Origin of the sequence: Leifsonia araucanica (assembly GCF_051161895.1) — a bacterium.
Taxonomy (GTDB): domain Bacteria; phylum Actinomycetota; class Actinomycetes; order Actinomycetales; family Microbacteriaceae; genus Leifsonia.
The window spans coordinates 55,777-76,957 of sequence record NZ_JBMBTW010000002.1 but is presented as its reverse complement, the minus strand read 5'-3'; the positions used below and the strand labels follow the sequence as shown (position 1 = coordinate 76,957).

Genomic DNA, 21,181 nt, shown 5'->3' with positions numbered 1-21,181 from the left:
CTCGCCTGGTCAGGCGGCGTCGGCGATCAGGATGCGCGGGCTGCCCGGCAGCGCGACCGTGCCGCGCGGGGTCCATCCGGCCGCCGTGAGCCAGTCGCGCACGACGCTCTCCTGGTAGACCACCGTTCCGTCGATGTTGTAGTACTCCCCCGCGTGCAGGGCGTCGATCTTGCGCTGCTCCGGCTCGTCGTCGAGGAAGAAGTCGAGCACCAGCAGCGTCGCGCCCGGCGCAGCGGCGGCACGGGCGTGCTCGAAGATGCCGCGGTTCTGGGCGTCGTCGAACCGGTGGATGACGTGGTTGACGAGGATGAGGTCGTGCTCCCCGCCCGGCTCCGCCGTCGCGGTCTCCGCCCCCTCCACGACCGACCGATCGGCCAGCCCGGCCGCCTCGACCGCCGCCTGCACGGACGGCACCGACTGCGGGTCGAACACGAACCGGGTGCGCAGCTCGAGGTTCGCCGCCATCGCCTTCGCCGCGAACGCGGGGCTCAGGCCGCCGAGGTCGAGCGCGTTGCGGTACGGCGTGAAGTCGAAGTTCTGCACCAGCATCGCCGCGTGCAGTTCGTTGTACGTCATCACGCCGTCGAGGAACGCACCCCAGCCGGCGTCGTCGAGGTCGAGCGTTCCCGCGTCGTTGGTGTCGACCGTCGAGTCGTAACCGAGCCACTGGCTGTAGCTGGTGGCGTTGAGGAAGGCGAGGAACGGCGCAAGGTCGAGCTCGGCGCGGTCGCCAGTGAGGTAGGCGGCGGCGTCGGGGGTGAGCGCGTAGCGTCCGTCTGTCCTGCTGAGGAGTCCCTGGGCGGCCATGCTGTCGGCCAGGATGCGGATCTGCTGCTCGGAGACGCCGGTCGCCGCCGCGAGCCCGGCCACGTCGAGCGGCCCGTCCGCGAGGGCGGAGAACAGTCCGACGCGGCTGGCGGCGAACAGCTGCTTCGCTCCCATGAAACCGATCGCGATGTCGACGATCGCCTCGGGCGTTGCTGCACGGGTTGAGGTCACTTGTCACGCTCTTTCTGTCCTGGCGCCGCCGCAGTCTGCTCCGGAATGAGCCTCTCCGGACGGCGATGTCTGAGTGGAGATGCCACGACTCTACATACGTTGACGTTTATTTTCTACTAGCATAGAAAAACACCTCACCGTCGAAGGAGACCAGGATGCCGACACCGCAGAACGAGCCAGGGACGCCCGCCGTGAGCGCAGGGATCGAAGGGCCGCTCGCGGTCCGCACGACCGTCGCGTCCGCCGCCTCCGGCGACCACCTTCCGCCTGTGATCCTCCTCCACGGCTTCGCATCGAGCGGAGACGACGACTTCACCGCGACCGGCTGGCCGCGCACCTTCGCCGACGCCGGACACACCACCCACGTCATCGACCTGCCCGGCCACGGCCACTCCCCCGCCGTCACGGATGCCGCATCCGGAACCACCACGTCGGTGGTCGGCGCGATCGTCTCCGCGATCGAAGCCCTCGGCGCCGACCAGGTGGATGTGGTGGCGTACTCGCTCGGCGCGCGGCTCGCGTGGGAGCTGCCCGCCGCATCCACCGGCCGCGTGCGACGCATGGTGCTGGGCGGCTTGAGCCCGTTCGAGCCGTTCACCGCCGTCGACCTGGATGCGCTGCGCCGCCTCACCGGAGTGGGGATGGATGCGGCGGCCGCGAGTAGTGCCCCGTCCATCGGGGTGGAATTGGACGCGGCAGCCACGAGCACCGGCACTAGCACCAGCATCACCAAGACCACCACCCCAGCCACCGACCCGCTCACCGGGATGATGGCGGCGATGGTGTCTGCACCGGGCGCGGACACCGCATCCCTGGTCGCCCTGATCGCCGGGCTGGGGTCTGAGCCGTTCGCGCCGGAGTCCGGCGCGCCCGACGTGCCCGTCCTTTTCGTGGCGGGGTCGGAGGACCCGATGGCCGGCGGGATCGGTCAGCTGGTGGCCGCGGTGCCCGGCGCGGCCATCGTGCGGGTTCCCGGCGATCACCGGGGTGCGCTCGACAGCGCCGAGTTCCGGGCGGCGGCGGTGGCGTTCCTGGGCGGGTGACGCATCCGCGCGCTCACCCCAGCATCGGCCACATTCCGTCCGCATTCACCCTGCGCCAGCCTCACCCCGCCACCTCACGCCTGCGTCGCCCACGTCCCATCCGCGTTCACCTCGCGGTCGAGCCACAGGTCCGCCGTGATCGCGCGAATCCCCTCCGCACCCACCCGGTCGAGCAGCGCCAGCGCCCCCAGGTTGTCCTCCAGCTGCTCCGCGCGGCTGACGCCGAAGAGCACGTTCGCCGTCGCGGGGTGGGCGAGCACGAACGCGAGTCCGAGTTGCGTCGGGGTGGCGTCGAGGCCGTGCGCGATCTGCTGGACGCGCGGGTATGCGGCGACGATGCGATCCCGGATGCCGCCGACGTCCGCGCCGATCTTGCGCGACGGCGCCAGCTTGCCAGCGAGGATGCCGCCCTCGAACACGTCGGAGGCCTGCAGCGCGAGCGCACCGGAGGCGAACAGCTCGCCGTAGTGGGAGCCTTCCGCCATCGTGCGGCGCACCAGGCCGTATTTGAGCTGCGCGAACGTGGGCGGGGTGAGGCCCTCGTCGCGAGCGAAGTCGATGGCGAAGCGCACGTCGTCGATCGCCCAGTTGTTCACGCCCCAGCCGTCGAACCGGCCGGCCGCGATCTCGGCGGCCACGTCGGTGACGATCGCACGCACATCCACCTCACCGAAGTAGTCGCCGACCACCACCAGGTCGGCCCTGTCGACGCCGATGCGGTCGAGGGAGGTGCGCATCTGGTCGGCGAACGTGGTGTGCGGGTACTCCCACAGCCACAGCTTTCCGCAGAGCAGGTAGTCGTCGCGTGCAATCCCGGATGCGCGGACCGCCTCGCCGAAGATCAGGTCGGTTTTCGCGTTCTCGGCGTGCGGGCCCATGTTGTAGTGCGCCACGTCGAAGAACGCCGCGCCGACCTCGTGCGCTCTGCGGATGAGCGAGACGGCGTCGTCGAACTCCATCCTGTCCCAGGTGTTCCAGGATCCGAGGGCGAAGACCGGCACGTCGGGGCCGCCTGGGCCGAGCGTGCGGGTGGGGACGGTTCCGGTGAATGACACGACTGGCCTCCTGAAGCAGCTTCGCTTTTTTCTACGTTTGTATAATATAACTGCATTCGACGCCATGACGTGGTGGCGCGACGCCTGACAAGGAGAGATCCGTGACCGAAACCCGCACAGTGCTCATCACCGGTGGAGGCGGCGGCATCGGCCGCGGCATCGCAGAAGCCTTCATCGACAACGGCGACCGTGTCGTCCTCGCCGACGTGGACGCCGACACGGTCGCCCGCGTGGCGAGCGAGATCGGCGCCTCCGCGATCGCCCTCGACATCACCGACGAGGCGGCCGTCGCGGCGGCCGTCGAGGAGATCGCCTCCGACCACGGACCCATCGACGTCCTCGTCAACAACGCGGGCATCCTGTCGGTGCACGGACGCCTCACCGACCTCAGCGTCGCCGACTACGACGCGATCGTGCGTGTCAACATCCTCGGAACCTTCGCGGTCACGCAAGCCGTCGCCCGGCAGATGACCGCCACCGGCACCCGCGGCGCGATCGTCAACATCTCCTCCATCGGCGGCCGCCAGCCGACGCCGGGCATGGGAGCATACGAATCCAGCAAGGCGGCCGTCGACTCGATCACCCGCTGGGCCGCCATCGAACTCGCCGCACACGGCATCCGCGTCAACGCGGTCGCCCCCGGCCCGGTGCTCACGCCGATGCTGCAGCTGGGGATGCCGGAAGGCTCGCCTGAGCGCGCGGCCTGGTCGTCGCGCATCCCGCTGGGAAGACTCGCCGACGTGGAGGACATCGCCCCGGCGGTGCTGTTCCTGGCGGGGCCGGGGGCGGCGCACATCACCGGCACGAGCCTGGCGGTCGACGGCGGGCAGCTGCTGGTGTAGTTCGGTAGTTCGGCGGCGCGCGGCGTGTGTGGGGCGGCGGGGTGGGGCGTGTGTGGGGCGGCGGGGTGGGGCGTGTGTGCCGCCACGGGTTCCTCCCCGTGCACGCGTTGCGGGTGCAACAAGCACACGGGATGCGCGAGGAGGAGGTGCGTGCGCCGCCGCGGGTTCCTTCTTGTGCACGCATTGCTGTGCGACAAGTACGCGGGATGCGCGGAGCGGCCTGAATGCGCCGCTTCGCGTTCCCATGCGCTCGCCGTGGGCGGGCCGCGTTCCCGTGTGGTCGCGGGGTCGGGCGACTCCCCGAGCCAGGGAGCCTTCGCGCATCAGCAACGCAGGAGAACGCAGCCAACACGCCGCGCGTGTCTCCGTTCGAGCGGAGATACGCGCGGCCTCCTGGCACGAACTCCGTTCGAGCGGAGAGGGAACGCGCGAGTCGCGCGGGTGGTGATCGGGTCGAGCGCGATAGGCACGTCTCCGTCCGAACGGAACAGCCCGCGGCCGTCGCCGCGAACTCCGTTCGAGCGGAGCTACGCGCGGCGCGGCGGACACGAACTCCGCTAGAGCGGAAACACGCACGGCGCGGCGGACACGAACTCCGCTAGAGCGGAACCGCGCACGGCGCGGCGGACACGAACTCCGCTGGAGCGGAGACGCACGGAGGCAACGCACGCACCCCCGCCCCGCCACCCGCACGCACCTCACCGCATATACACCGGCTCCCGCTCGTACACGAGCTCCCCGTCCACCACGGTCAGCTCCACCCCCACCGTGGGCAGCTCCGACGCCGCCACGTTCAGCGGGTCGGTTTCGAGCACGCAGAGGTCGGCGACCTTGCGGGGTTCGAGGGTGCCCTTCCAGGGTTCTGCGCCGTCTTGGCGGGCGGGGGCGACGGTGTATCCGCGGAGGAGGGCGCGCATCCGGTCGGCGGTCGCGGTGGGTCCGCTGAGCGGAGCGCCGAGCCAGGCGTCGGCGTCGGCGATGCCCTGACGCCAGTCGGGGGCGAGGATGGGGGCGTCGGAGCTGAGCGAGACGGACACTCCGGCGCGTGCCGCCTCGCCGATGGGCCATGCGGAGGCGGCGACGTCGTCGCCGAGGACCGCTGCCAGCCAGGATGCCGTCTTCACGGCGATGCCCGGCTGCACGTTGAGGCCCATCCCGAGCGTGGCCATACGGGCGAGCTCGCCGGGGCCGACGAGGTCGCCGTGGATTATGTAGTGGCGCAGTTCCGCCCTGCTGTCGCGGAGGGCGTCCTCGACGGCGGCGATGGCGGTGTCGATGGTGCGGTCGCCTGTCGCGTGGATGCCCACCTGGTAGCCGAGGCGGTTGGCTTCGACGATCATCCTGCGCAGGTTCTCCGCACGCTCCTCCTCGTCGAGGCCGGCGACGAGGAGGCCGCCGGAGGTGCCGTCCGGGTAGCGGTGACGCGTCCAGGCCTGGTGCATGGGCGGGATGCCGTCCGCGAACAGCTTGACCCCGGCGACGCGCAGCCAGGTGGGGCGGGTGGTCTCGCGTTCGAGCGAGCGGAGGCCGGTCGTCACGTCGCGGAGGGTGCTCGGCCCGTCGAGCACACCGAACAGGGCGAGCACGTTCACGCGGGCGGTGAGGCGGCGCTCGGCTTCGAGTTCGACGTACGCGTCGAAGACGTCCTGGCCGAAGCAGCCGGTCGCGCCGCCGTCCTCGCCGGGGCCGATGCCCGGCTCGGTGTAGCTGGTGATCCCGAGGGAGGCGATCAGCTCGCCTGCGCGCAGGATGGCGGCGCGGCGCTCGGCGCGCGTGGTGAGGAGTGGCGCGGAGTGGGAGGTGTCGTGCGGGTCGCCATCCACGGGTGGCGGCGGTGCGACGGGGGTGGTGGAGGAAGCAGCACCGGCCGCGCCACCACCAGCAGCAGCAGCGCCATCCCCGGTCCCCGCATCCATCGCCCCGAACACCGTATTCGGCCACATCGCCCCCAGCCAGGTGGCGTGCAGGTGGGAGTCGTTGATGCCCGGGATGACCGCGCGGCCGTCGAGGTCGATCACGCGGGTGCGGCGGCCGATGGATGCGGTGACCTCTGCGTCTCCGCCGACCCGCAGGATGCGGCCGTGGCGGATGGCGATGGCCGTGCCCGTCGTGTCGTCCTGGTCGAGGGTGTGCACGGTCCCACCGCGCAGTACGAGATCTGCGCTGGGGTCTGGGGTGTCGCGTCGCTGCACTTCTCCTCCTCGAGAGGCTCGCTATTTTGGTCAACGTATGTAGAATAACCCACATCGACGACCGGATGCGCAGCGAAGCCACCGGAATCCGTCGAACGGAACGGAGACTTCGATGGCGAACCCAGGCCCCAGCACCGACACAGGCACCCCCACCCCCACCTCCACCCGCGCCGCCGTCCTCACGGCGCACGGCGAGCCGCTCACGCTGCAGCGCATCCCCCTCCCCGAGAACCTCGAGCCGGGCGCGGCGCTCGTGCGCATCCACTGTGCGACCCTCTGCGGCACCGACATCGAGATCTGGTCGGGGAAGATGAGCTTCCCCGGGATGCTGCCGATGGTTCTCGGGCACGAGATGGTGGGCGAGGTCGTCGCGCTCGGCCTCGACACCCGGGATGCGCTCGGTCGCGCGCTGAGCGTCGGCGACAGGATCGGCTGGTCGGAGTCCACCTGCGGCGAGTGCTTCGGCTGCACGGTGCTGCGCGAGCCCGTCGCCTGCTCGAAGCGCGGCTACGGCTTCCTGCAGCGCTCCGACGTTCCTCCGTACGCGACGGCCGGGCTCGCGGATTACGCGTATGTCACGCCGGGCGCGGCCAAGCTCCTGATACCGGACGAGGTCACGGACGCCTGGGCGGCGATGGCCGGATGCGCGGCGAAGACCGTGCTGCGCGCGTTCCACCGGGCGGGCGGGGTGCGTCCCGGTTCGCGCGTGGTGGTGCAGGGGTCCGGCGCTCTCGGCATCTTCGCCACCGCCGTCGCGCACCTGTCCGGAGCGGGGACGGTCATCACCGTCGGCGCGCCCGCCGAGCGGCTGGCCGTCGCCCGGAGGTTCGGCGCCGATCACGTGGTCGATATCGCGGACGGCTCCGACGCCACCGTGCAGCGGGTGCTCGCCCTCACCGACGGGCAGGGCGCCGACCTGATCATCGACGTCGCCGGAGCGCCGAGCGTCGGGCCGGAGGCGCTCGCGATGGCGGCGCAGCGCGGCACGTTCGTCGTGGTCGGCAGCACCGGACCGGCGGGAGACCCCGTCGCGCTCAGCACGATCATGGGCAAGGAGCTGACGGTGGTCGGCTCGCTCAATGGCGACATCTCCGACTACTACCGCGCGATCGAGTTCTTCCGCAGCTTCGCCGACCGCCTGCCCTGGGACGACCTGTTCAGCGCACCGGTCGGCCTGGCGGAGGCGTCGCAGAAGGTGGCGGCGATGGCCGGGCTCGGCGAGATCAAGGCCGTCATCGACCCGCGCATCGGCTGACCAATGGATGCGCGCAGCAGCACCCCGAGCACGACGACGAAGGAGACGCCATGACCACGACACCGACACCGGCACCCGCCGCAGCCCCCGCCACCACGCCCACCACCACATCCACCGCCCTCCCGCGCCGCCCCATCGGCACCTCCGGCATCGAGGCGTCCGTGCTCTCGCTCGGCTCGTGGCACACCTACGACAGGATGGATTTCGCCGACGCCGTCGACATGGTGGCATTCGCCGTCGAGCACGGCATCACCCTGTTCGACGTGGGCGTGTACGGGTTCCGCGGGATGCAGCCGCCCGTGTTCACGGACGTGCTGTTCTCCGCGATCGTCCGCGCGGCGCGCATCCCGCGGGAGGACTACCTGCTGTCGGAGAAGCTGTGGCTGGAGGGGTTCGGCGACGACGGCTTCCGGCCGCAGCTGGAGCACGCGCTGTTCCGGGTGGGCAGCGAGTACGCCGATCTGGTGATCCTCGGCGACCTCCGCCGGGACGACATCGACCTGCGCGACCTCGTCGTCGACCTGGCTGCGCTGGCGGACGCCGGGCTGATCAGGGCGTGGGGCGTCAACAACTGGTCTGCGGCGAACATCCGGAGGCTGAGCGACATCGCAGCGGCGGAGGGGGTCGCCGGCCCGCAGATCGCGCAGCTCAAGTACAGCGTCGCCCGCCGATCGATCCCGGATGGGGAACCGTTCGCGCGCCTGTTCGCCGACGGCCTGACGATGCAGGCGTCGGACGTGATGGAGGGCGGCATCCTCGCCGGGAACGTCACGCCGGGCCGCGAGGTCGGCCGCGACCCGGGGGCCATCAGGGAGCGCATCGTCGCCGACGTTCCGGCGTTCGCCGCCGTCGCGGACGACCTCGGCACGACTCCGGCGCAGCTCGCCGTCGCCTTCACTCTCACCCACCCGGCCACCACGACGACGCTGTTCGGTGCGAGCCGTCTCGAACAGGTGCAGCAGAACCTGGATGCTGTCGCCCTGGTCGAGCGCGTCGGCGCGGCGGAACTGCGCGCCAGGGTGGAGCCGTTCTGGGCGGACACGGGCGTCGTCGACCCCGAAGGCCCCTGAGTGGACCTCGGCATCGCGTCGCGAGACCACACCCACCCCACCACCACACCAGCAGGAGCAGCCATGACCATCGCAGAAGACGACCGCACCGCCACCTCCGCCACGTCCATCCCCCGCGTCCCGTTCGACCCGGAGATCGCCCCGGTGCTCGACGCGCTGGCGCAGAACCCGCAGCCGGCGCTCAGCAGGGACACCCTGCACCTGAGCAGGCAGGGAGCGTCCGGCCTGTTCCCGAGCGCCGCCGAGGTCATCGGCGACCTTCCGATCGACGCCGTCGACCTCGTCATCCCCGGGCCGGCCGGTGCGCCGGACCTGGAGATCACCGTCCTCACCCCGCGCGGCCACGACGCGACCTCCGCAGCGCTGCCAGCCTTGTACAACATCCACGGCGGCGGCATGATCGTCGGACACCGCAGCTGGGAGACCGCGCGGCTGGTCGAGCTGGTCGCCGAGCTGGGCGTGATCGCCGTGAACGTGGAGTACCGGCTCGCGCCGGAGGATCCGTTCCCCGCCGGGGTGGAGGACTGCTACGCCGGGATCGCCTGGCTGGCGGAGCACGCCGCCGAACTCGGCGTCGATCCGGACAGGATCGTCGTGATGGGCGGGAGCGCGGGAGGAGGTTTCTCCGCCGCCGTCTCGCTGATGGCCCGCGACCGTCGGGGACCGGCCATCGCCGGCCAGCTGCTGCTCTGCCCGATGATCGACAACACCAACACCACCGTGTCGAGCCACCAGTACTCCGGGGTCGGCACCTGGACGCGCGAAGCCAACCTGCTCGCCTGGGACTGCGTCCTCGGCGCCGAGCTGGCGTACAGCCCGGATGCGCCGGCGTACGCGGCCCCCACCCGCGCCACCGACCTCTCCGGTCTCCCTCCCGCGTTCGTGGAGGTGGGCGCCGCCGAGCCGTTCCGGGACGAGGACGTGGAGTACGCGTCCCGGATCTGGGCCGTCGGCGGCGAGGCGGAGCTGCACGTCTGGTCGGGCGGCTTCCACGGGTTCGACATCTACGCACCGGGCAGCGAGCTGACCAGGGCTGCGCTCGCCGCGCGGTTCTCCTGGCTGCGCCGCATCCTCGGCCTCTGACCCGCCTACGGCCCCGGCCCCGGCGCCCCAGCCGGCCCCAACGAAAGGCACAGCAATGACGCTCGCATCGCCCCACCATCCGGTGCCGTACGACCCCGCGCTGGTGCCCGGCCTCACCGCGTTCCTCGAGCTGGTGGAGCGCATCCCGTTGCGGGCGGACACGATCCTCGCCAACCGCGCGCACTTCGCCACGATCATCCCGCCGATCGAGCAGCAGGTCGCCGGGCGCGCCGTCATCGCGGAGAACGCCGTCATCGCCGGCCCTGCCGGTGCTCCGGACATCGAGATCACCATCGTGCGTCCCGTGCGGCAGGTTCCGGATGCGCCGGGCGTGCTGAGCATCCACGGCGGCGGGCAGGTGCTCGGCACCCGCTTCTTCGGCACGGGAGAGCTGATCGAGCTCGCGGAGCAGTGCGGCGCCGTCGGCGTGGCCGTGGAGTACCGGCTCTCCCCCGAGCATCCCGGGACGGCGGCGGGAGAGGACTGCTACGCCGGGCTGCTCTGGCTGGCCGCGAACGCCGCAGACCTCGGCGTCGACCCCGAGCGCCTCCTTGTGTCCGGGGCGAGCGCGGGAGGCGGCCTGTCCGCGGCCGTCGCGCTGATGGCGAGGGACAGGAACGGCCCACGCCTGGCCGGGCAGCTCCTCAACTGCCCGATGCTCGACGACCGCAACGAGACCGTCTCGGCCTGGCAGTACGACGGGATCGGCGCGTGGGACCGCAACAACAACGACACGGCCTGGGATGCGATCCTCGGCTCCGACAGGTTCACCGACGCCGTCTCGCCGTACGCCGCCCCTGCCCGCGCCACCGACCTGTCCCGCCTGCCTCCCGCATACATCGAGGTCGGCGCCGCGGAGGTGTTCCGCGACGAGTCCATCGTATACGCGGGCAGGATCTGGGCGGCGGGCGGCCAGGCCGAACTGCACGTCTGGTCCGGCGCGTACCACGGCTTCTCCGGCTTCTCCCCGGACGCCATCGTGTCGAAGGCCGCCATCGCCGCCAGGGACAGCTGGCTGCGCCGCACCCTGCGCCTGCCGCGCTCGTGACGGCGTCGTGCCCGTGACAGCGTCCAGCGCGGTCGCTCCCGTGATGAGCGTGCGCCGCAGCATCCTGGTGCTCGGCCTGCTCGAAGCGTTCGGGCCGCTGTCGATGGACCTCTATCTTCCGCAGCTGCCGCAGCTGGCCGCATCGCTCGGCACCAGCGACGCGCTCGCCCAGGCGACGATGTCGGTGTGCATGGTGGGGCTCGGCGTCGGCCAGCTGGTGGCGGGTCCGCTCAGCGACCGGTACGGCCGCCGCCGTCCGCTGCTGGTCGGGGTCGCGCTGTTCACGCTGCTCTCGCTGGCGTGCGTGCTCGCGCCGAACATCCAGGTGCTGCTCGTCGCCCGGCTGCTGCAGGGGCTCGCCGGCTCGGCCGGGCTGGTGATCACGATGGCGGTCGCGCGCGACATGTACAGCGGCGTCGACCTGTCGCGGATGCTGTCGCTGCTTGCGGTGGTGAGCGCGTCCGCGCCGATCGTGGCGCCGGTCGTCGGCGGAACGCTCGCGCTCGTCATGGACTGGCGCGGGATCTTCCTGGTGCTGACCGGCATCGGCCTCGCCCTGTTCGTCATCGCGCTCACCGGCCTGAAGGAGTCGCTGCCGCCCGGGATGCGGCACAGCGGTGGGCTGCGGACCACCGGCGGCCACCTGCGCGAGCTGTTCCGCGACCGGCTGTTCGTCGTGATCGTGATCGCGGCGGCGGCGGGAGGGGCGGCGTTCTTCGCCTACCTGTCGATGTCGAGCTTCGTGCTGCAGGACCAGTTCGGCCTGAGCCCGCAGCTGTTCAGCCTGTTCTTCGCGATCAACGCGCTCGCCAACCTGCTCGGCGCACAACTCAGCAGGCTGCTGGTCCGCCGTGTCGGACCGGGCAGGATGTACCTCATCGGCCAGCTCGCGACGGCGGCGGCCGCCCTCCTGCTGCTGGCGTCGGTGCTGCTCGGCTGGGGGCTGGCCGGTGTCCTGTCCTCGCTGGCGCTGTTCCTGTTCTCGTCGGGTGTCGGCGGCCCGAACGGCACGACGCTCGCCCTCGGCTCCCACTCCGCCAGGGCGGGGACGGCCGCCGCCGTGCTCGGCACGGTCACGTTCACGGTCGGGCCGATCGTTGGGCCGTTCGCCTCGCTCGGCGGTTCGACCGCGCTGGCGATGGCGCTCACCATCGCCATCGCCGCCACGGTCGCCGGGCTGCTCGCCTGGGCCGTCGTGCCGCGCCTGGCCGGGATGCGGGTCGGTGGCGCACGCGCCCGCGGCACACGCCCAGGCGGCGCGCCGGCTCCGCTCACTCCCCCGCGAGGATGAACGCCGCGGCCTTCTCGCCGATCAGCACGCTGGGCGCGTTGGTGTTCCCCGTCGTCACCCTCGGCATGATCGACGCGTCCGCCACCCGCAGCCCGTGCACGCCGTGGACGCGCAGCCGCGGGCTCACCACGGCCTGCGCATCCACCCCCATCGCGCACGTCCCCACCTGGTGGTGGTAAGTGACGGCGGTGGAGCGGACGTAGTCGGCGAGGTCGTCCCCGTCGCCCACCGCCGACCCCGGGTAGAGCTCGGTCGCACCCCAGGAGGCGAGCGCCGGACGCGTGCCGATGCTGCGGCACTGGCGCACAGAGGCCACGAGCGAGGCGACGTCGTCCGGGTGACCGAGCGCATCCAGGTCGATGAGCAGCGGGTCGTGCGGGCCCGGACCGGACAGGGTGACGCTGCCGCGCGCCTTCGGGGAGACGATGCCCGCCATCAGGCTGAACCCGTCGGCCGGGCCGGTCATGCCGTCCTGGTACATCGGGACGGAGAAGTGGATGGGCTGGGTGTCCGGTACCTCGAGCTCGGGGTCGGATTTCCAGAACAGGTGGGACTGGGTCACCGAGACGCCGGGGCGGGGAGCCCCGACCTCGCGCTCCGTGCCGAAGATCACCGGGGAGAGCAGGTGGTCGTGCAGGTTCTTGCCGACCCCCGGCAGGTCGACGAGCGGCGGGATTCCGACCGCCGTCAGCTCATCCGTCGGGCCGATCCCCGACCGCAACAGGATGCGCGGGGAGTCGAGCGCCCCGGCGCACAGCACCACCTCGTCGGCGCGCACCTGGTGCAGTTCACCGTCCTGCTCGAACTCGACGCCGACCACGCGCGGGACGCCGTCGGCCCCCTGCTCGGTGAGCAGACGGTGCACCCAGCATCCGGTGCGCACATCCACCCGGTCGCGCACCGGTTTGAGGTAGGCCAGGTAGGTGTTCAGGCGGTGGCCGTCGCGCACGGTGATCTGCTGCTGGGAGACGCCGTCGAGGTGGTCGCCGTTGTAGTCGGGATTGTGTTCGAGACCTTCCTCCACCGCGGCGTCGACGATGGACTGCTGGATGGGGTCGAGCGCGTAGTCGTCCGTGACGTCGAGCAGGCCGTCGGCACCGTGCAGCTCGGATGCTCCCCCGGAGTGCCGCTCGATGGCGCGGTAGACGGGCAGCACGTCGCTCCACGCCCAGCCGTCGTTGCCGAGAGACGCCCAGTGGTCGAAGTCTGCGGGGGCGCAGCGCACCCAGATCATCGCGTTGAGCGAGTGCGAGCCCCCGAGCACCTTGCCGCGCGGCAAGTGCAGCCTGCGTCCGTCCGCGTGCTCCTGCGGCACCGTGAAGTAGTCCCAGTCGTCTGCGCTGTGCCAGAGTTCGCCCATCCTGGACGGGTCGTGGATGGCGGGGTTGGTGTCCTCGCCGCCCGCCTCCAGCACGGTCACGGCTACCCCGGCGTCCGCGAGCCGTCTGGCCACCACGGAACCGGCAGAGCCCGCACCGATGACGATCACGCTGCGCGGCACCTCCGCCGCTGCCGCATCCGCCGCTCCGCTCGCCGCCGCCTTCGCGTCCACTGTCTCCGCCACAGGTCCTCCCCTTCGAGTCCCCCCGAGGTTCGCACGCCGCACCCGCGCCGCGGAACGTCCGTCCTCCGACCATTCGCTCGCAGACAACGGCCGTGCCCCACCGGTCAAGACAGCGCACGACTCCCCCGCGGATACTGCTTGCGTGGGCGTCCGTCAGCGGAGTCCGCCCGTCTCGTCCGGCTACGCAAAGGAGCACGAAAGTGGCCACCAAACTGTTCATCGACGGCGAGTGGACGGAGGCGTCCGGCGGCGCCATCGCCACCGTCGACCCCGCCACCGAGCAGGTCATCGAGGAGGTCGGCACCGCATCCCGTGCCGACGTGGATGCGGCGGTCGCCTCCGCGCGCGCCGCCCTCGGCACGGCGGAGTGGGCCGGGCTCCTGCCCGTCCAGCGTGCCGCGCTGCTGTTCCGGCTCGCCGACCTGATCGACGAGCACCACGACGAGCTCGCCGCGCTGGAGACACGCGACCAGGGGCAGCCGCTCGGCATCTCCAAGATGGTGTCCGTGACCGGCGCCGCCGAGCACTTCCGCTACTACGCGGGCTGGGTCACGAAGATCCAGGGCACGGTCAACCCGGTGTCGTTCCCGGACACCCTGCACTACACGCGGCGCGAGCCGGTCGGCGTCAACGCGCTGGTCACCCCGTGGAACTTCCCGCTGATGATCCTCGCCTGGAAGCTCGCCCCGGCGCTCGCGACCGGCAACACCGTGGTCATCAAGCCGAGCGAGGTCACGCCGCTCACGACCATCCGGCTGGTGCAGCTGTGCGCAGAGGCCGGCATCCCGAGCGGTGTGGTGAACCTGGTGACCGGCGACGGCGCGATCGGCGCCATGCTCAGCGAGCACATGGACGTCGACCACCTCTCGTACACCGGCTCCACCGCCGTCGGCCGCATCATCACGCGGGCGAGCGCGGACTCGAACCTCAAGAGGCTCACGCTGGAGCTCGGCGGCAAGGCGCCGTCGATCATCGCGGCGGACGCCGACATCGACGCGGCCGTCGGCGGCAACATCGCGGGCAGCATCCTGAACTCCGGGCAGGTCTGCGCCGCGTACACGCGGTTCTACGTCGACAAGAAACGCGAGGCGGAGTTCGTCGAGAAGCTCGCGGGCGGCGTGGCCGGTCTGCGCCTCGGCAACGGCCTCGACGAGGGCGTCGACCTCGGCCCGCTCGTCTCCGCCAAGCACCTCGGCCACGTGGAGCGTCTGGTCGAGATCGGGCGGCAGCAGGGGGCGGAACTGGTCACCGGCGGCACGCGCGCCGACCGCGACGGCTACTTCTTCACCCCGACCGTGTTCGCCGGCGTCACCGACGAGATGACGATCATGCACGACGAGATCTTCGGTCCCGTCCTGTCGATCACGAGCTACGAGGACGAGGACGAGCTCGACGCGATCATCGCCCGCGCCAACGACACCGAGTACGGCCTCGCCGCCACCATCTGGACCAAGGACATCGCCACCTCCCAGCGCCTCGCCAACGGCATCAAGGCCGGTGCGGTGTTCGTGAACATGCCGTCCATCCCCGACATGGCAGCGCCGTGGGGCGGATACAAGGCCAGCGGCTGGGGCCGCGAGATGGGCCCGTGGGCGATCGACGCGTACACCGAGACCAAGTCGGTCTGGCTGCACTACTGAGCGACGAACACAAACGGCCGCGACCTCCCGAGGGGGCCGCGGCCGTTTCGTCGTGCGCCGTCACTCGTAGATGCGCGCGAGCTCCCGTTCGATCGGGATGATGACCTCGGGGTTCTCCTCCGCCTTCCGTCCCGGGACATAGCGCACAGCGTGCAGCACCCCGCTGAACGGGAACGACCTCCGCTGCTCGTACACGTCCCAGTCGACGGGGCCGCCGCGGTCCACGCCGACGCTGATGCCCGTGAACGGCGCCATCCCGACCAGCTGCAGCACCGGCCCGAGCTCCGCCACCCTCTCGCCGCCCGCCTCCACGCCGATCAGCCACCGGATGCCCGGCACGGCCTCGAAGCGCAGAGTCACGTCCCGGCCGCCCAGCGCCGTCAGCGGCACCGTCACCCTGCGCATCCGGCCGTACTCGTTGTACGCGAGCGTCAGCCGCCCGTCGGAGACCTGCAGCGCGTATCCGCCGCCCTGGTCGCCGTGCGCGACCAGCGTGCCCTCTCCCGAGGCCAGGTCGGCGCGCACCTCCACGTCGAAACTGCGCAGCTTGGTCAGCTTGCTCGCCCGGAACCGCTCCAGCGTCGGGGTACCGGGGTAGAGGGTCACCGGCTGCTCCAGCTCGAGCTCCGTCGACGGCCGGTGCGTGAACAGCGAGCCGTCGTCGCCGAGCGGGAACACCGTGTTCCTCCACGCTGACGCACGCCACTTCTCCGCCAGCTCGGCCACCAGCTCCGGATGCTCCCCCGCCAGATCCACGCGTTCGGTGGGGTCGTCCGCGAGGTCGTACAGCCGCCACTCCGCGTCGGTGAACGCGTCGGTCCAGCGGTGGTCGGTGACGATCTTCCACCGGCCGCTCACGAAGGCACGGTTGCCGGCGAACTCCGAGTACTGCTCCGCGCGGATCGCCGGAGCGTCCGCATCCCGCAGCACCTCGTCGAACGGGACGCCGTCCACCTCTTTCGCCGGGAACCCGGCGCGCGAGGCGAGCGGCTCGACGCCGGCCAGCGACAGCAGGGTCTGCCCGAGATCGGTGACGAAGGTGTACTGGTCGCGCACGCCGTCGTCGTCCGCGTCGCGCGGCAGTCCGGCCGGCCAGGAGACCACGAGCGGGACGCGGATGCCGCCCTCGTACGTCGCCCCCTTGTAGAGCCGGAACGGGGTGTTCGACGCGTACGCCCATCCGGCCGGGTAGTGCGCGAACACGCGGGGCCCGCCGATCAGCGACGGGTCGCGGTCGACGTCGCGCTCCCAGTCGGCGGGCAGCCCGGCGAGCTGCACGAACTGGCTGAAATAGCTGCGCGTGCCCTCCGTGCCACCCTCGCCCGTGCCCCCGTTGTCGGAGGCGACCACCATGATCGTGTTCTCGTACTCTCCGCTCTCGCGCAGCGCATCCACGAGTCTCGCGAGGTTCTGGTCGACGTTGTCGACGGCGGCCGCGTACACCTCCATATAGCGGGCGAACAGCGCGCGCTGCTCGTTGGAGAGGTCGTCCCACGCCGTGACGGGAGCAAGCGGTTCCTCGTTGCGCGGGGCAGGCACCGTCTGCGGCGGGAACAGCCCGTCCCGCACCTGCCGGGCGAACCGCTCCGACCGGATGTGGTCCCAACCGCGCTCGTACGCCCCGCGGTACTTCTCGATGTCCGCCGCCTTCGCCTGGATCGGCCCGTGCACGGCGTGATGCGCGAAATACAGGAAGAACGGCTTGTCCGCATCGTTGGCGCGCAGGCCGCGGATCATGCCGACGGCGCGGTCGGTGAGGTCGTCGGTGAGGTAGTAGTCGTCCGGGAACTCGTCGACGGTCACCGGGCTGTTGTCGCTCACCAGCCGGTGCGGGTGGAACAGCGTCGTGAAGCCGTCCATCGAGCCGTAGTACCGGTCGAAGCCGCGCTGCAGCGGCCAGGAGGCTTTGTCTGCGCCGTCGTGCATCTTCGACTCGGTGGTGAGGTGCCACTTGCCCACCATGAACGTGGCGTACCCGGATGCGCGGAACGACTCCGCGATGGTCGGGACGTCGTCCGCGATCTCCATCACGTAGCCCGGGAACCCCGGGTCGGCGTGCACCACGGAGGCGAAGCCCGCCCTGTGCGGGTTGAGCCCGGTGAGCAGCGCGGCGCGCGCCGGGGAGCACACCGGCGTCGAGTGGTAGTTGGTGAACCGGTAGCCGGACTCGGCGAGCTGCTGCACGGCCGGGGTGTCGATCTCGCTGCCGAACGGCGACAGGTCGCTGAACCCGAGGTCGTCGAGCAGCACCACGATCACGTTCGGCGCACCCTCGCGCGCGCGGACGCGCGGCGGCCACGACGGGATGGATGCGCTCGCCACCTCGGCGACGAACCCGCCGAACCCCTCGTAGCCCCTGCTGTCCGCCGGCGCCCCGTTCGCGCCTGCCCCGGTCCCGCTCGCGCCGCTCACGCCGCCTGCTCGCGCAGCTTCAGCCACGCCGCCCGGCGCTCCGCCTGCCCGGCAGGGTCCGCGACCGGCGACGCCATCAGCAGCCGCTTGCTGTACGGGTGCTGCGGGTCGCGCGTGACCTGCTCGCCGTCGCCCGTCTCGACGATCTCGCCGCGGTACATCACCGCGACGCGGTGGCAGATCCTGCGCACCACTCCGAGGTCGTGCGAGACGAACAGGTAGGAGACGCCGGTGTCGCGCTGCAGCTCGATGAACAGGTCGATGATGGTCGCCTGGGTGGTGAGGTCGAGCGCGCTCACCGGTTCGTCGCAGACGATCAGGCGCGGCTTGCGCACCAGCGCGCGAGCGATGGCGATGCGCTGCCGCTGCCCGCCGGAGAACTCCTTCGGGTAGCGGTCGATCACCGTCGACGGCAGCTTGACCCTGTCGAGCATTTCGGAGACGGCCGCCCGGGCATCCCGTCGGCCGGTGCCCGCCGTGGTGAGCGGTTCCGCGAGGATGTCCCCGATGGTCATGGCCGGGTTGAGCGAGCCGTACGGGTCCTGGAAGACCACCTGGATGCTCGACGCGAGCGCCCGCCGCTTCGCGCCCTTCAGCCGGGTGATGTCCTCGCCGTCGAACCGGATGCTGCCGCTCGCGACGGGCACGAGGCCGAGGATCGCCTTGCCGAGGGTGGACTTGCCGGACCCGGACTCCCCCACCAGGCCCACGCACTCTCCCGCGCCCACATCGATGGACACCTCTTTCAACGCGCGGAACGTCCCGCGCCGGGTGCCGTAGTCGACCACCACGTTGGAGGCGCTGAGCAAGGGGGTGTTCATGCGAGGACCGCCTTCCGCGGTTCGGTGGGTTCTGTCGGCCCGCTCGATGCGGCGAGAGACGCATCCAGTTCCGACCGGCTGGCCGCGCCGTCGAGCGAGGCGGCGATCAGCTCGGCCGTGTACGGGTCGGTCGGCTGCGAGAAGATGCGCTCCACCGTGCCGACCTCCACGATGCCGCCGTCGCGCATCACCACGACGCGGTCACAGATGTCGGCGACGACGCCGAAGTTGTGGGTCACGATCACGAGCGCCATCCGGTACTCCTGCTGCAGTTCGCGCAGCAGTTCGAGCACCTCGGCCTGCACGGTCACGTCGAGCGCCGTGGTCGGCTCGTCGGCGACCAGCACGGACGGCTTCCCGGCGATGGCCCCGGCGATCAGCACGCGCTGGGCCATGCCGCCGGACAGCTGGTGCGGGTACGACTTCATCACCCTGGCGGGGTCGACGATGCCGACCCTGTCCAGCATCGCCAGAGCCCGGGCTGTGGCGTCCGCCTTCGACAGCTTGTGCACCGAGCGCAGCGGCTCGGTGAGCTGGTAGCCGATCGTGTACGAGGGGTCGAGGTTCGACATCGGCTCCTGCGGGATGTATCCCACCTCGTGGCCGAGCAGCTTCTGCCTGTCGGCGTGCGCCATCCTGGTCACGTCGGCTCCGCCGATCCAGAGGGCGTCGGCCGTGTACTCGCCGCCGGCCGGCAGCAGGTCGAGGATCGAGAACACCGTCTGCGACTTGCCGGAGCCGGACTCGCCGACGATGCCGAGCACCTCGCCGGGGGCGACGTCGAGGGTGATGCCGTGCACCACCTCCACGGTCCCGCCCTCCGGCGTCACGTAGTTCACCCGCAGGTTCTGCAGCTGTACGGCGGAGTCGACCGACTTGTGGGCGACGGAGCCCGTCGACGCGGTGACGACCACCGGCTCTGCACCGGATCGCCGTACGCGCCGCGAGGCCTTCCTGCGCCGCCCGATCGGAGTGCGCACGCTCACCACGTCGGCGAGCGTCGAGCCGAGCACCGCCAGCGCCGCGATGGTGATGCCGAGGGCCAGCGACGGCCAGAGCAGCAGCAGAGGGGTGGTCAGCATCGTGCGGAAGCCCTCGTTCATCATCGCGCCCCAGCCGGGCGTCTTCGCCCCGCCGATGCCGAGGAACTGCAGGCCGGCCTGCATGCCCATCGCCATCCCGGCGGTCAGCGCGGTCTGGATGATGACCGGGGCGTATACCGCCTTGACGATGTGCTTCGCCATGATCCTGGCGTTGCCGAGGCCGGAGACCTTGGCGGCATCCACGTACGGCTCGTTGCGCACCGCCAGCACGGTGGAGCGTGTGAGGCGGAAGTAGCCGGGCGCCATGAAGACGCCGAGCGTCGCCATCAGCACGGTGAAGTCGTTGCGTGTCCCCGCCGCGACGATCAGCAGGATGATCATGGCCGGGATCGCCTGCAGGGCGTCGCTCACCCAGGTGGCCGCCCTGTCGAAGAAGCGTCCGTAGTATCCGGCGGCCAGGCCGGCGGGAACGCCGACGACGACCGCGACCACGATGGTCACGAACGCGCCCCACAGGGTCGACTGCGTTCCCCAGATGAGGCGGCTCAGCACATCCCGGCCCGCGCTGTCCCCGCCCAGGGGATGCGCGGGGCTCGGCGGCGCCTTCGTCAGCGCGAGGTCGACGAAGTTGGGGTCGTGCGGCGAGAGCAGCGGTGCAAAGAACGCGACGAGCACCACGAGCACCAGCACGGCGAACGAGATCGCACCGGCAGGGCGCTTGATGAAGCGGGCGAACGTCGAGCCGCGACGACCGGCGCGCGGGTCGATGATCACGTCGGTCGGAGTCGTCATTGCACCCTCGCTTTCGGGTTGATCCAGCCGAGCGCCACGTCGAGGACGAAGTTCACGATCACCACGAAGATGACCGTGACGACGGTGATGCCGAGCAGGATGGGGATGTCGCCGTTCTGCGACGAACCGCTGGTGAGCGCTCCGATGCCCGGCAGGGAGAAGATCTGCTCCACCACGATGGCGCCGCCGAGAAGGCCGACGAACATCAGGGCGAGCACGGTGAGGGATGCCGGAGCCGCGTTCCTGATCAGGTGCACGACCACGCGGCGCTGGGACAGGCCGCGGCTGCGCAGGGTGCGCACGTAGTCCTGGTTGTTCGCGGAGATGATCGCGTTGCGCAGCTGCTCGGCGATCATCACGATGGCGCCGAGCGAGAGGGCGATCGACGGCAGGGTGATAGAGCGCAGCCAGCCGTCGATGCTCTGCGACGGCTGCACGTAGCCGACGGCGGGGAACCAGTGCAGGTTCACCGCGAACCAGATCACCAGCACGAGGCTCACCCAGAAACCGGGGAGCGCGAACAGGATGACCGAGGCCGCCTTGATCACCTTGTCCAGCACGGAGCCGGGCCGGAGCCCGGCCAGCACGCCGAACAGGGCACCGAAAACGGCGGACAGCAGGGTGGCCGCCGTCACCACGGAGAGGGTGACGGGGAGCTTGATCGCGATCTGCGCGTTCACGGGCTGGAAGTTGCGCCAGGACGTTCCGAAGTCGCCGACGATCGCGTGCGAGCCCCACTCCCAGAACTGCACGAGGAGCGGGCGGTCTGTGCCGATCTTCGCAGCGAGCGCCGCCTGCTGCGCCGGCGTCGCCGACGAGCCGAGGAGCCCCGCCGTCGGGTCGCCGATGGCGGCGTGGGCGAGGAAGAACGTGCCTGTCGCCACGACGAGCAGGAGGATCACGCCGGAGACGAGCCTCTTGACCGTGAATCTGATCATGTCTTGTCCTGTCGGAGACGGGGAGGGAGTGGAGCGGGAAGTGGGATGAAACGGGATGGCGGGCCGCGCTCTCACGCGGCCCGCCTGGGGTGC

Annotated in this window: 16 protein-coding genes; 8 read left to right on the top strand and 8 right to left on the bottom strand. The window is 71.0% G+C overall.

The window, feature by feature from the left end; translation table 11 throughout:
- Positions 1-9: 9 nt before the first annotated feature.
- Positions 10-999, bottom strand: coding sequence for a methyltransferase family protein (locus ACN6M5_RS00335; protein WP_434948108.1), 990 nt, complete (start codon positions 997-999; stop codon positions 10-12).
- Positions 1,000-1,154: 155 nt separating this feature from the next.
- On the opposite strand from ACN6M5_RS00335, the gene ACN6M5_RS00330 reads away from it, so the two are divergent.
- Positions 1,155-2,042 (top strand): alpha/beta fold hydrolase, encoded by an 888-nt coding sequence (locus ACN6M5_RS00330; protein ID WP_434948107.1) that lies wholly within the window; start codon positions 1,155-1,157, stop codon positions 2,040-2,042.
- A 74-nt stretch (positions 2,043-2,116) separates the two neighbouring features.
- Here the strand turns inward: ACN6M5_RS00330 and ACN6M5_RS00325 are convergent, their stop codons facing one another.
- The gene (locus tag ACN6M5_RS00325) at positions 2,117-3,097 is read right to left on the bottom strand and encodes an aldo/keto reductase (RefSeq protein WP_434948106.1); all 981 of its coding nucleotides are present in this window, start codon (positions 3,095-3,097) and stop codon (positions 2,117-2,119) included.
- 101 nt (positions 3,098-3,198) lie between these two features.
- Here ACN6M5_RS00325 and ACN6M5_RS00320 point away from each other — a divergent pair, with 101 nt between their 5' ends.
- Entirely contained in the window at positions 3,199-3,939 is a 741-nt protein-coding gene (locus ACN6M5_RS00320) for an SDR family NAD(P)-dependent oxidoreductase (protein ID WP_434948105.1), read from the top strand.
- A gap of 698 nt (positions 3,940-4,637) precedes the next feature.
- Here the strand turns inward: ACN6M5_RS00320 and ACN6M5_RS00315 are convergent.
- Positions 4,638-6,131 (bottom strand): amidohydrolase, encoded by a 1,494-nt coding sequence (locus ACN6M5_RS00315; RefSeq protein WP_434948104.1) that lies wholly within the window; start codon positions 6,129-6,131, stop codon positions 4,638-4,640.
- 112 nt (positions 6,132-6,243) lie between these two features.
- Between ACN6M5_RS00315 and ACN6M5_RS00310 the strand changes: the two genes are divergently transcribed.
- The 5 genes from ACN6M5_RS00310 (at position 6,244) to ACN6M5_RS00290 (ending at position 11,878) form a co-directional block, all read left to right on the top strand.
- Entirely contained in the window at positions 6,244-7,386 is a 1,143-nt protein-coding gene (locus ACN6M5_RS00310) for a zinc-binding dehydrogenase (RefSeq protein ID WP_434948103.1), read from the top strand.
- Between the two features lie 50 nt (positions 7,387-7,436).
- Positions 7,437-8,456, top strand: coding sequence for an aldo/keto reductase (locus ACN6M5_RS00305; RefSeq protein ID WP_434948102.1), 1,020 nt, complete (start codon positions 7,437-7,439; stop codon positions 8,454-8,456).
- Between the two features lie 63 nt (positions 8,457-8,519).
- Entirely contained in the window at positions 8,520-9,539 is a 1,020-nt protein-coding gene (locus ACN6M5_RS00300; protein ID WP_434948101.1) for an alpha/beta hydrolase, read from the top strand.
- Between the two features lie 55 nt (positions 9,540-9,594).
- Positions 9,595-10,587: an alpha/beta hydrolase gene (locus ACN6M5_RS00295; RefSeq protein ID WP_434948100.1), complete on the top strand. Its 993-nt coding sequence runs from the start codon at positions 9,595-9,597 to the stop codon at positions 10,585-10,587.
- 13 nt (positions 10,588-10,600) lie between these two features.
- Positions 10,601-11,878, top strand: a complete 1,278-nt coding sequence (locus ACN6M5_RS00290; protein ID WP_434948099.1) for a multidrug effflux MFS transporter — start codon at positions 10,601-10,603, stop codon at positions 11,876-11,878.
- Here ACN6M5_RS00290 and ACN6M5_RS00285 read toward each other — a convergent pair.
- Positions 11,859-13,379, bottom strand: coding sequence for a GMC family oxidoreductase (locus tag ACN6M5_RS00285; protein WP_434952267.1), 1,521 nt, complete (start codon positions 13,377-13,379; stop codon positions 11,859-11,861). The genes ACN6M5_RS00290 and ACN6M5_RS00285 overlap by 20 nt on opposite strands.
- Positions 13,380-13,642: 263 nt before the next feature.
- Between ACN6M5_RS00285 and ACN6M5_RS00280 the strand changes: the two genes are divergently transcribed.
- Positions 13,643-15,082, top strand: coding sequence for an aldehyde dehydrogenase family protein (locus tag ACN6M5_RS00280; RefSeq protein WP_085370790.1), 1,440 nt, complete (start codon positions 13,643-13,645; stop codon positions 15,080-15,082).
- Positions 15,083-15,142: 60 nt separating this feature from the next.
- Here the strand turns inward: ACN6M5_RS00280 and ACN6M5_RS00275 are convergent, their stop codons facing one another.
- The 4 genes from ACN6M5_RS00275 to ACN6M5_RS00260 are packed head-to-tail and all read right to left on the bottom strand — an operon-like array spanning position 15,143 to position 21,088.
- The gene (locus ACN6M5_RS00275; RefSeq protein ID WP_434948098.1) at positions 15,143-17,494 is read right to left on the bottom strand and encodes an arylsulfatase; all 2,352 of its coding nucleotides are present in this window, start codon (positions 17,492-17,494) and stop codon (positions 15,143-15,145) included.
- Entirely contained in the window at positions 17,491-18,315 is an 825-nt protein-coding gene (locus tag ACN6M5_RS00270; RefSeq protein ID WP_085370788.1) for an ATP-binding cassette domain-containing protein, read from the bottom strand. The genes ACN6M5_RS00275 and ACN6M5_RS00270 overlap by 4 nt, the downstream gene beginning before the upstream one ends.
- The gene (locus ACN6M5_RS00265) at positions 18,312-20,150 is read right to left on the bottom strand and encodes a dipeptide/oligopeptide/nickel ABC transporter permease/ATP-binding protein (RefSeq protein ID WP_434948097.1); all 1,839 of its coding nucleotides are present in this window, start codon (positions 20,148-20,150) and stop codon (positions 18,312-18,314) included. Before ACN6M5_RS00265 ends, ACN6M5_RS00270 begins: the two co-directional genes overlap by 4 nt.
- Positions 20,147-21,088, bottom strand: coding sequence for an ABC transporter permease (locus tag ACN6M5_RS00260; protein WP_085370786.1), 942 nt, complete (start codon positions 21,086-21,088; stop codon positions 20,147-20,149). Before ACN6M5_RS00260 ends, ACN6M5_RS00265 begins: the two co-directional genes overlap by 4 nt.
- Between the last annotated feature and the right edge of the window lie 93 nt (positions 21,089-21,181).

What these genes read in the sequence shown, in the direction of transcription:
- ACN6M5_RS00330 (WP_434948107.1), top strand. Translation starts at nt 1,155, where the DNA reads ATGCCGACACCGCAGAACGAGCCAGGGACGCCCGCCGTGAGCGCAGGG.
- ACN6M5_RS00310 (WP_434948103.1), top strand. Translation starts at nt 6,244, where the DNA reads ATGGCGAACCCAGGCCCCAGCACCGACACAGGCACCCCCACCCCCACC.
- ACN6M5_RS00305 (WP_434948102.1), top strand. Translation starts at nt 7,437, where the DNA reads ATGACCACGACACCGACACCGGCACCCGCCGCAGCCCCCGCCACCACG.
- ACN6M5_RS00300 (WP_434948101.1), top strand. Translation starts at nt 8,520, where the DNA reads ATGACCATCGCAGAAGACGACCGCACCGCCACCTCCGCCACGTCCATC.
- ACN6M5_RS00295 (WP_434948100.1), top strand. Translation starts at nt 9,595, where the DNA reads ATGACGCTCGCATCGCCCCACCATCCGGTGCCGTACGACCCCGCGCTG.
- ACN6M5_RS00270 (WP_085370788.1), bottom strand. Translation starts at nt 18,315, where the DNA reads ATGAACACCCCCTTGCTCAGCGCCTCCAACGTGGTGGTCGACTACGGC.
- ACN6M5_RS00265 (WP_434948097.1), bottom strand. Translation starts at nt 20,150, where the DNA reads ATGACGACTCCGACCGACGTGATCATCGACCCGCGCGCCGGTCGTCGC.
- ACN6M5_RS00260 (WP_085370786.1), bottom strand. Translation starts at nt 21,088, where the DNA reads ATGATCAGATTCACGGTCAAGAGGCTCGTCTCCGGCGTGATCCTCCTG.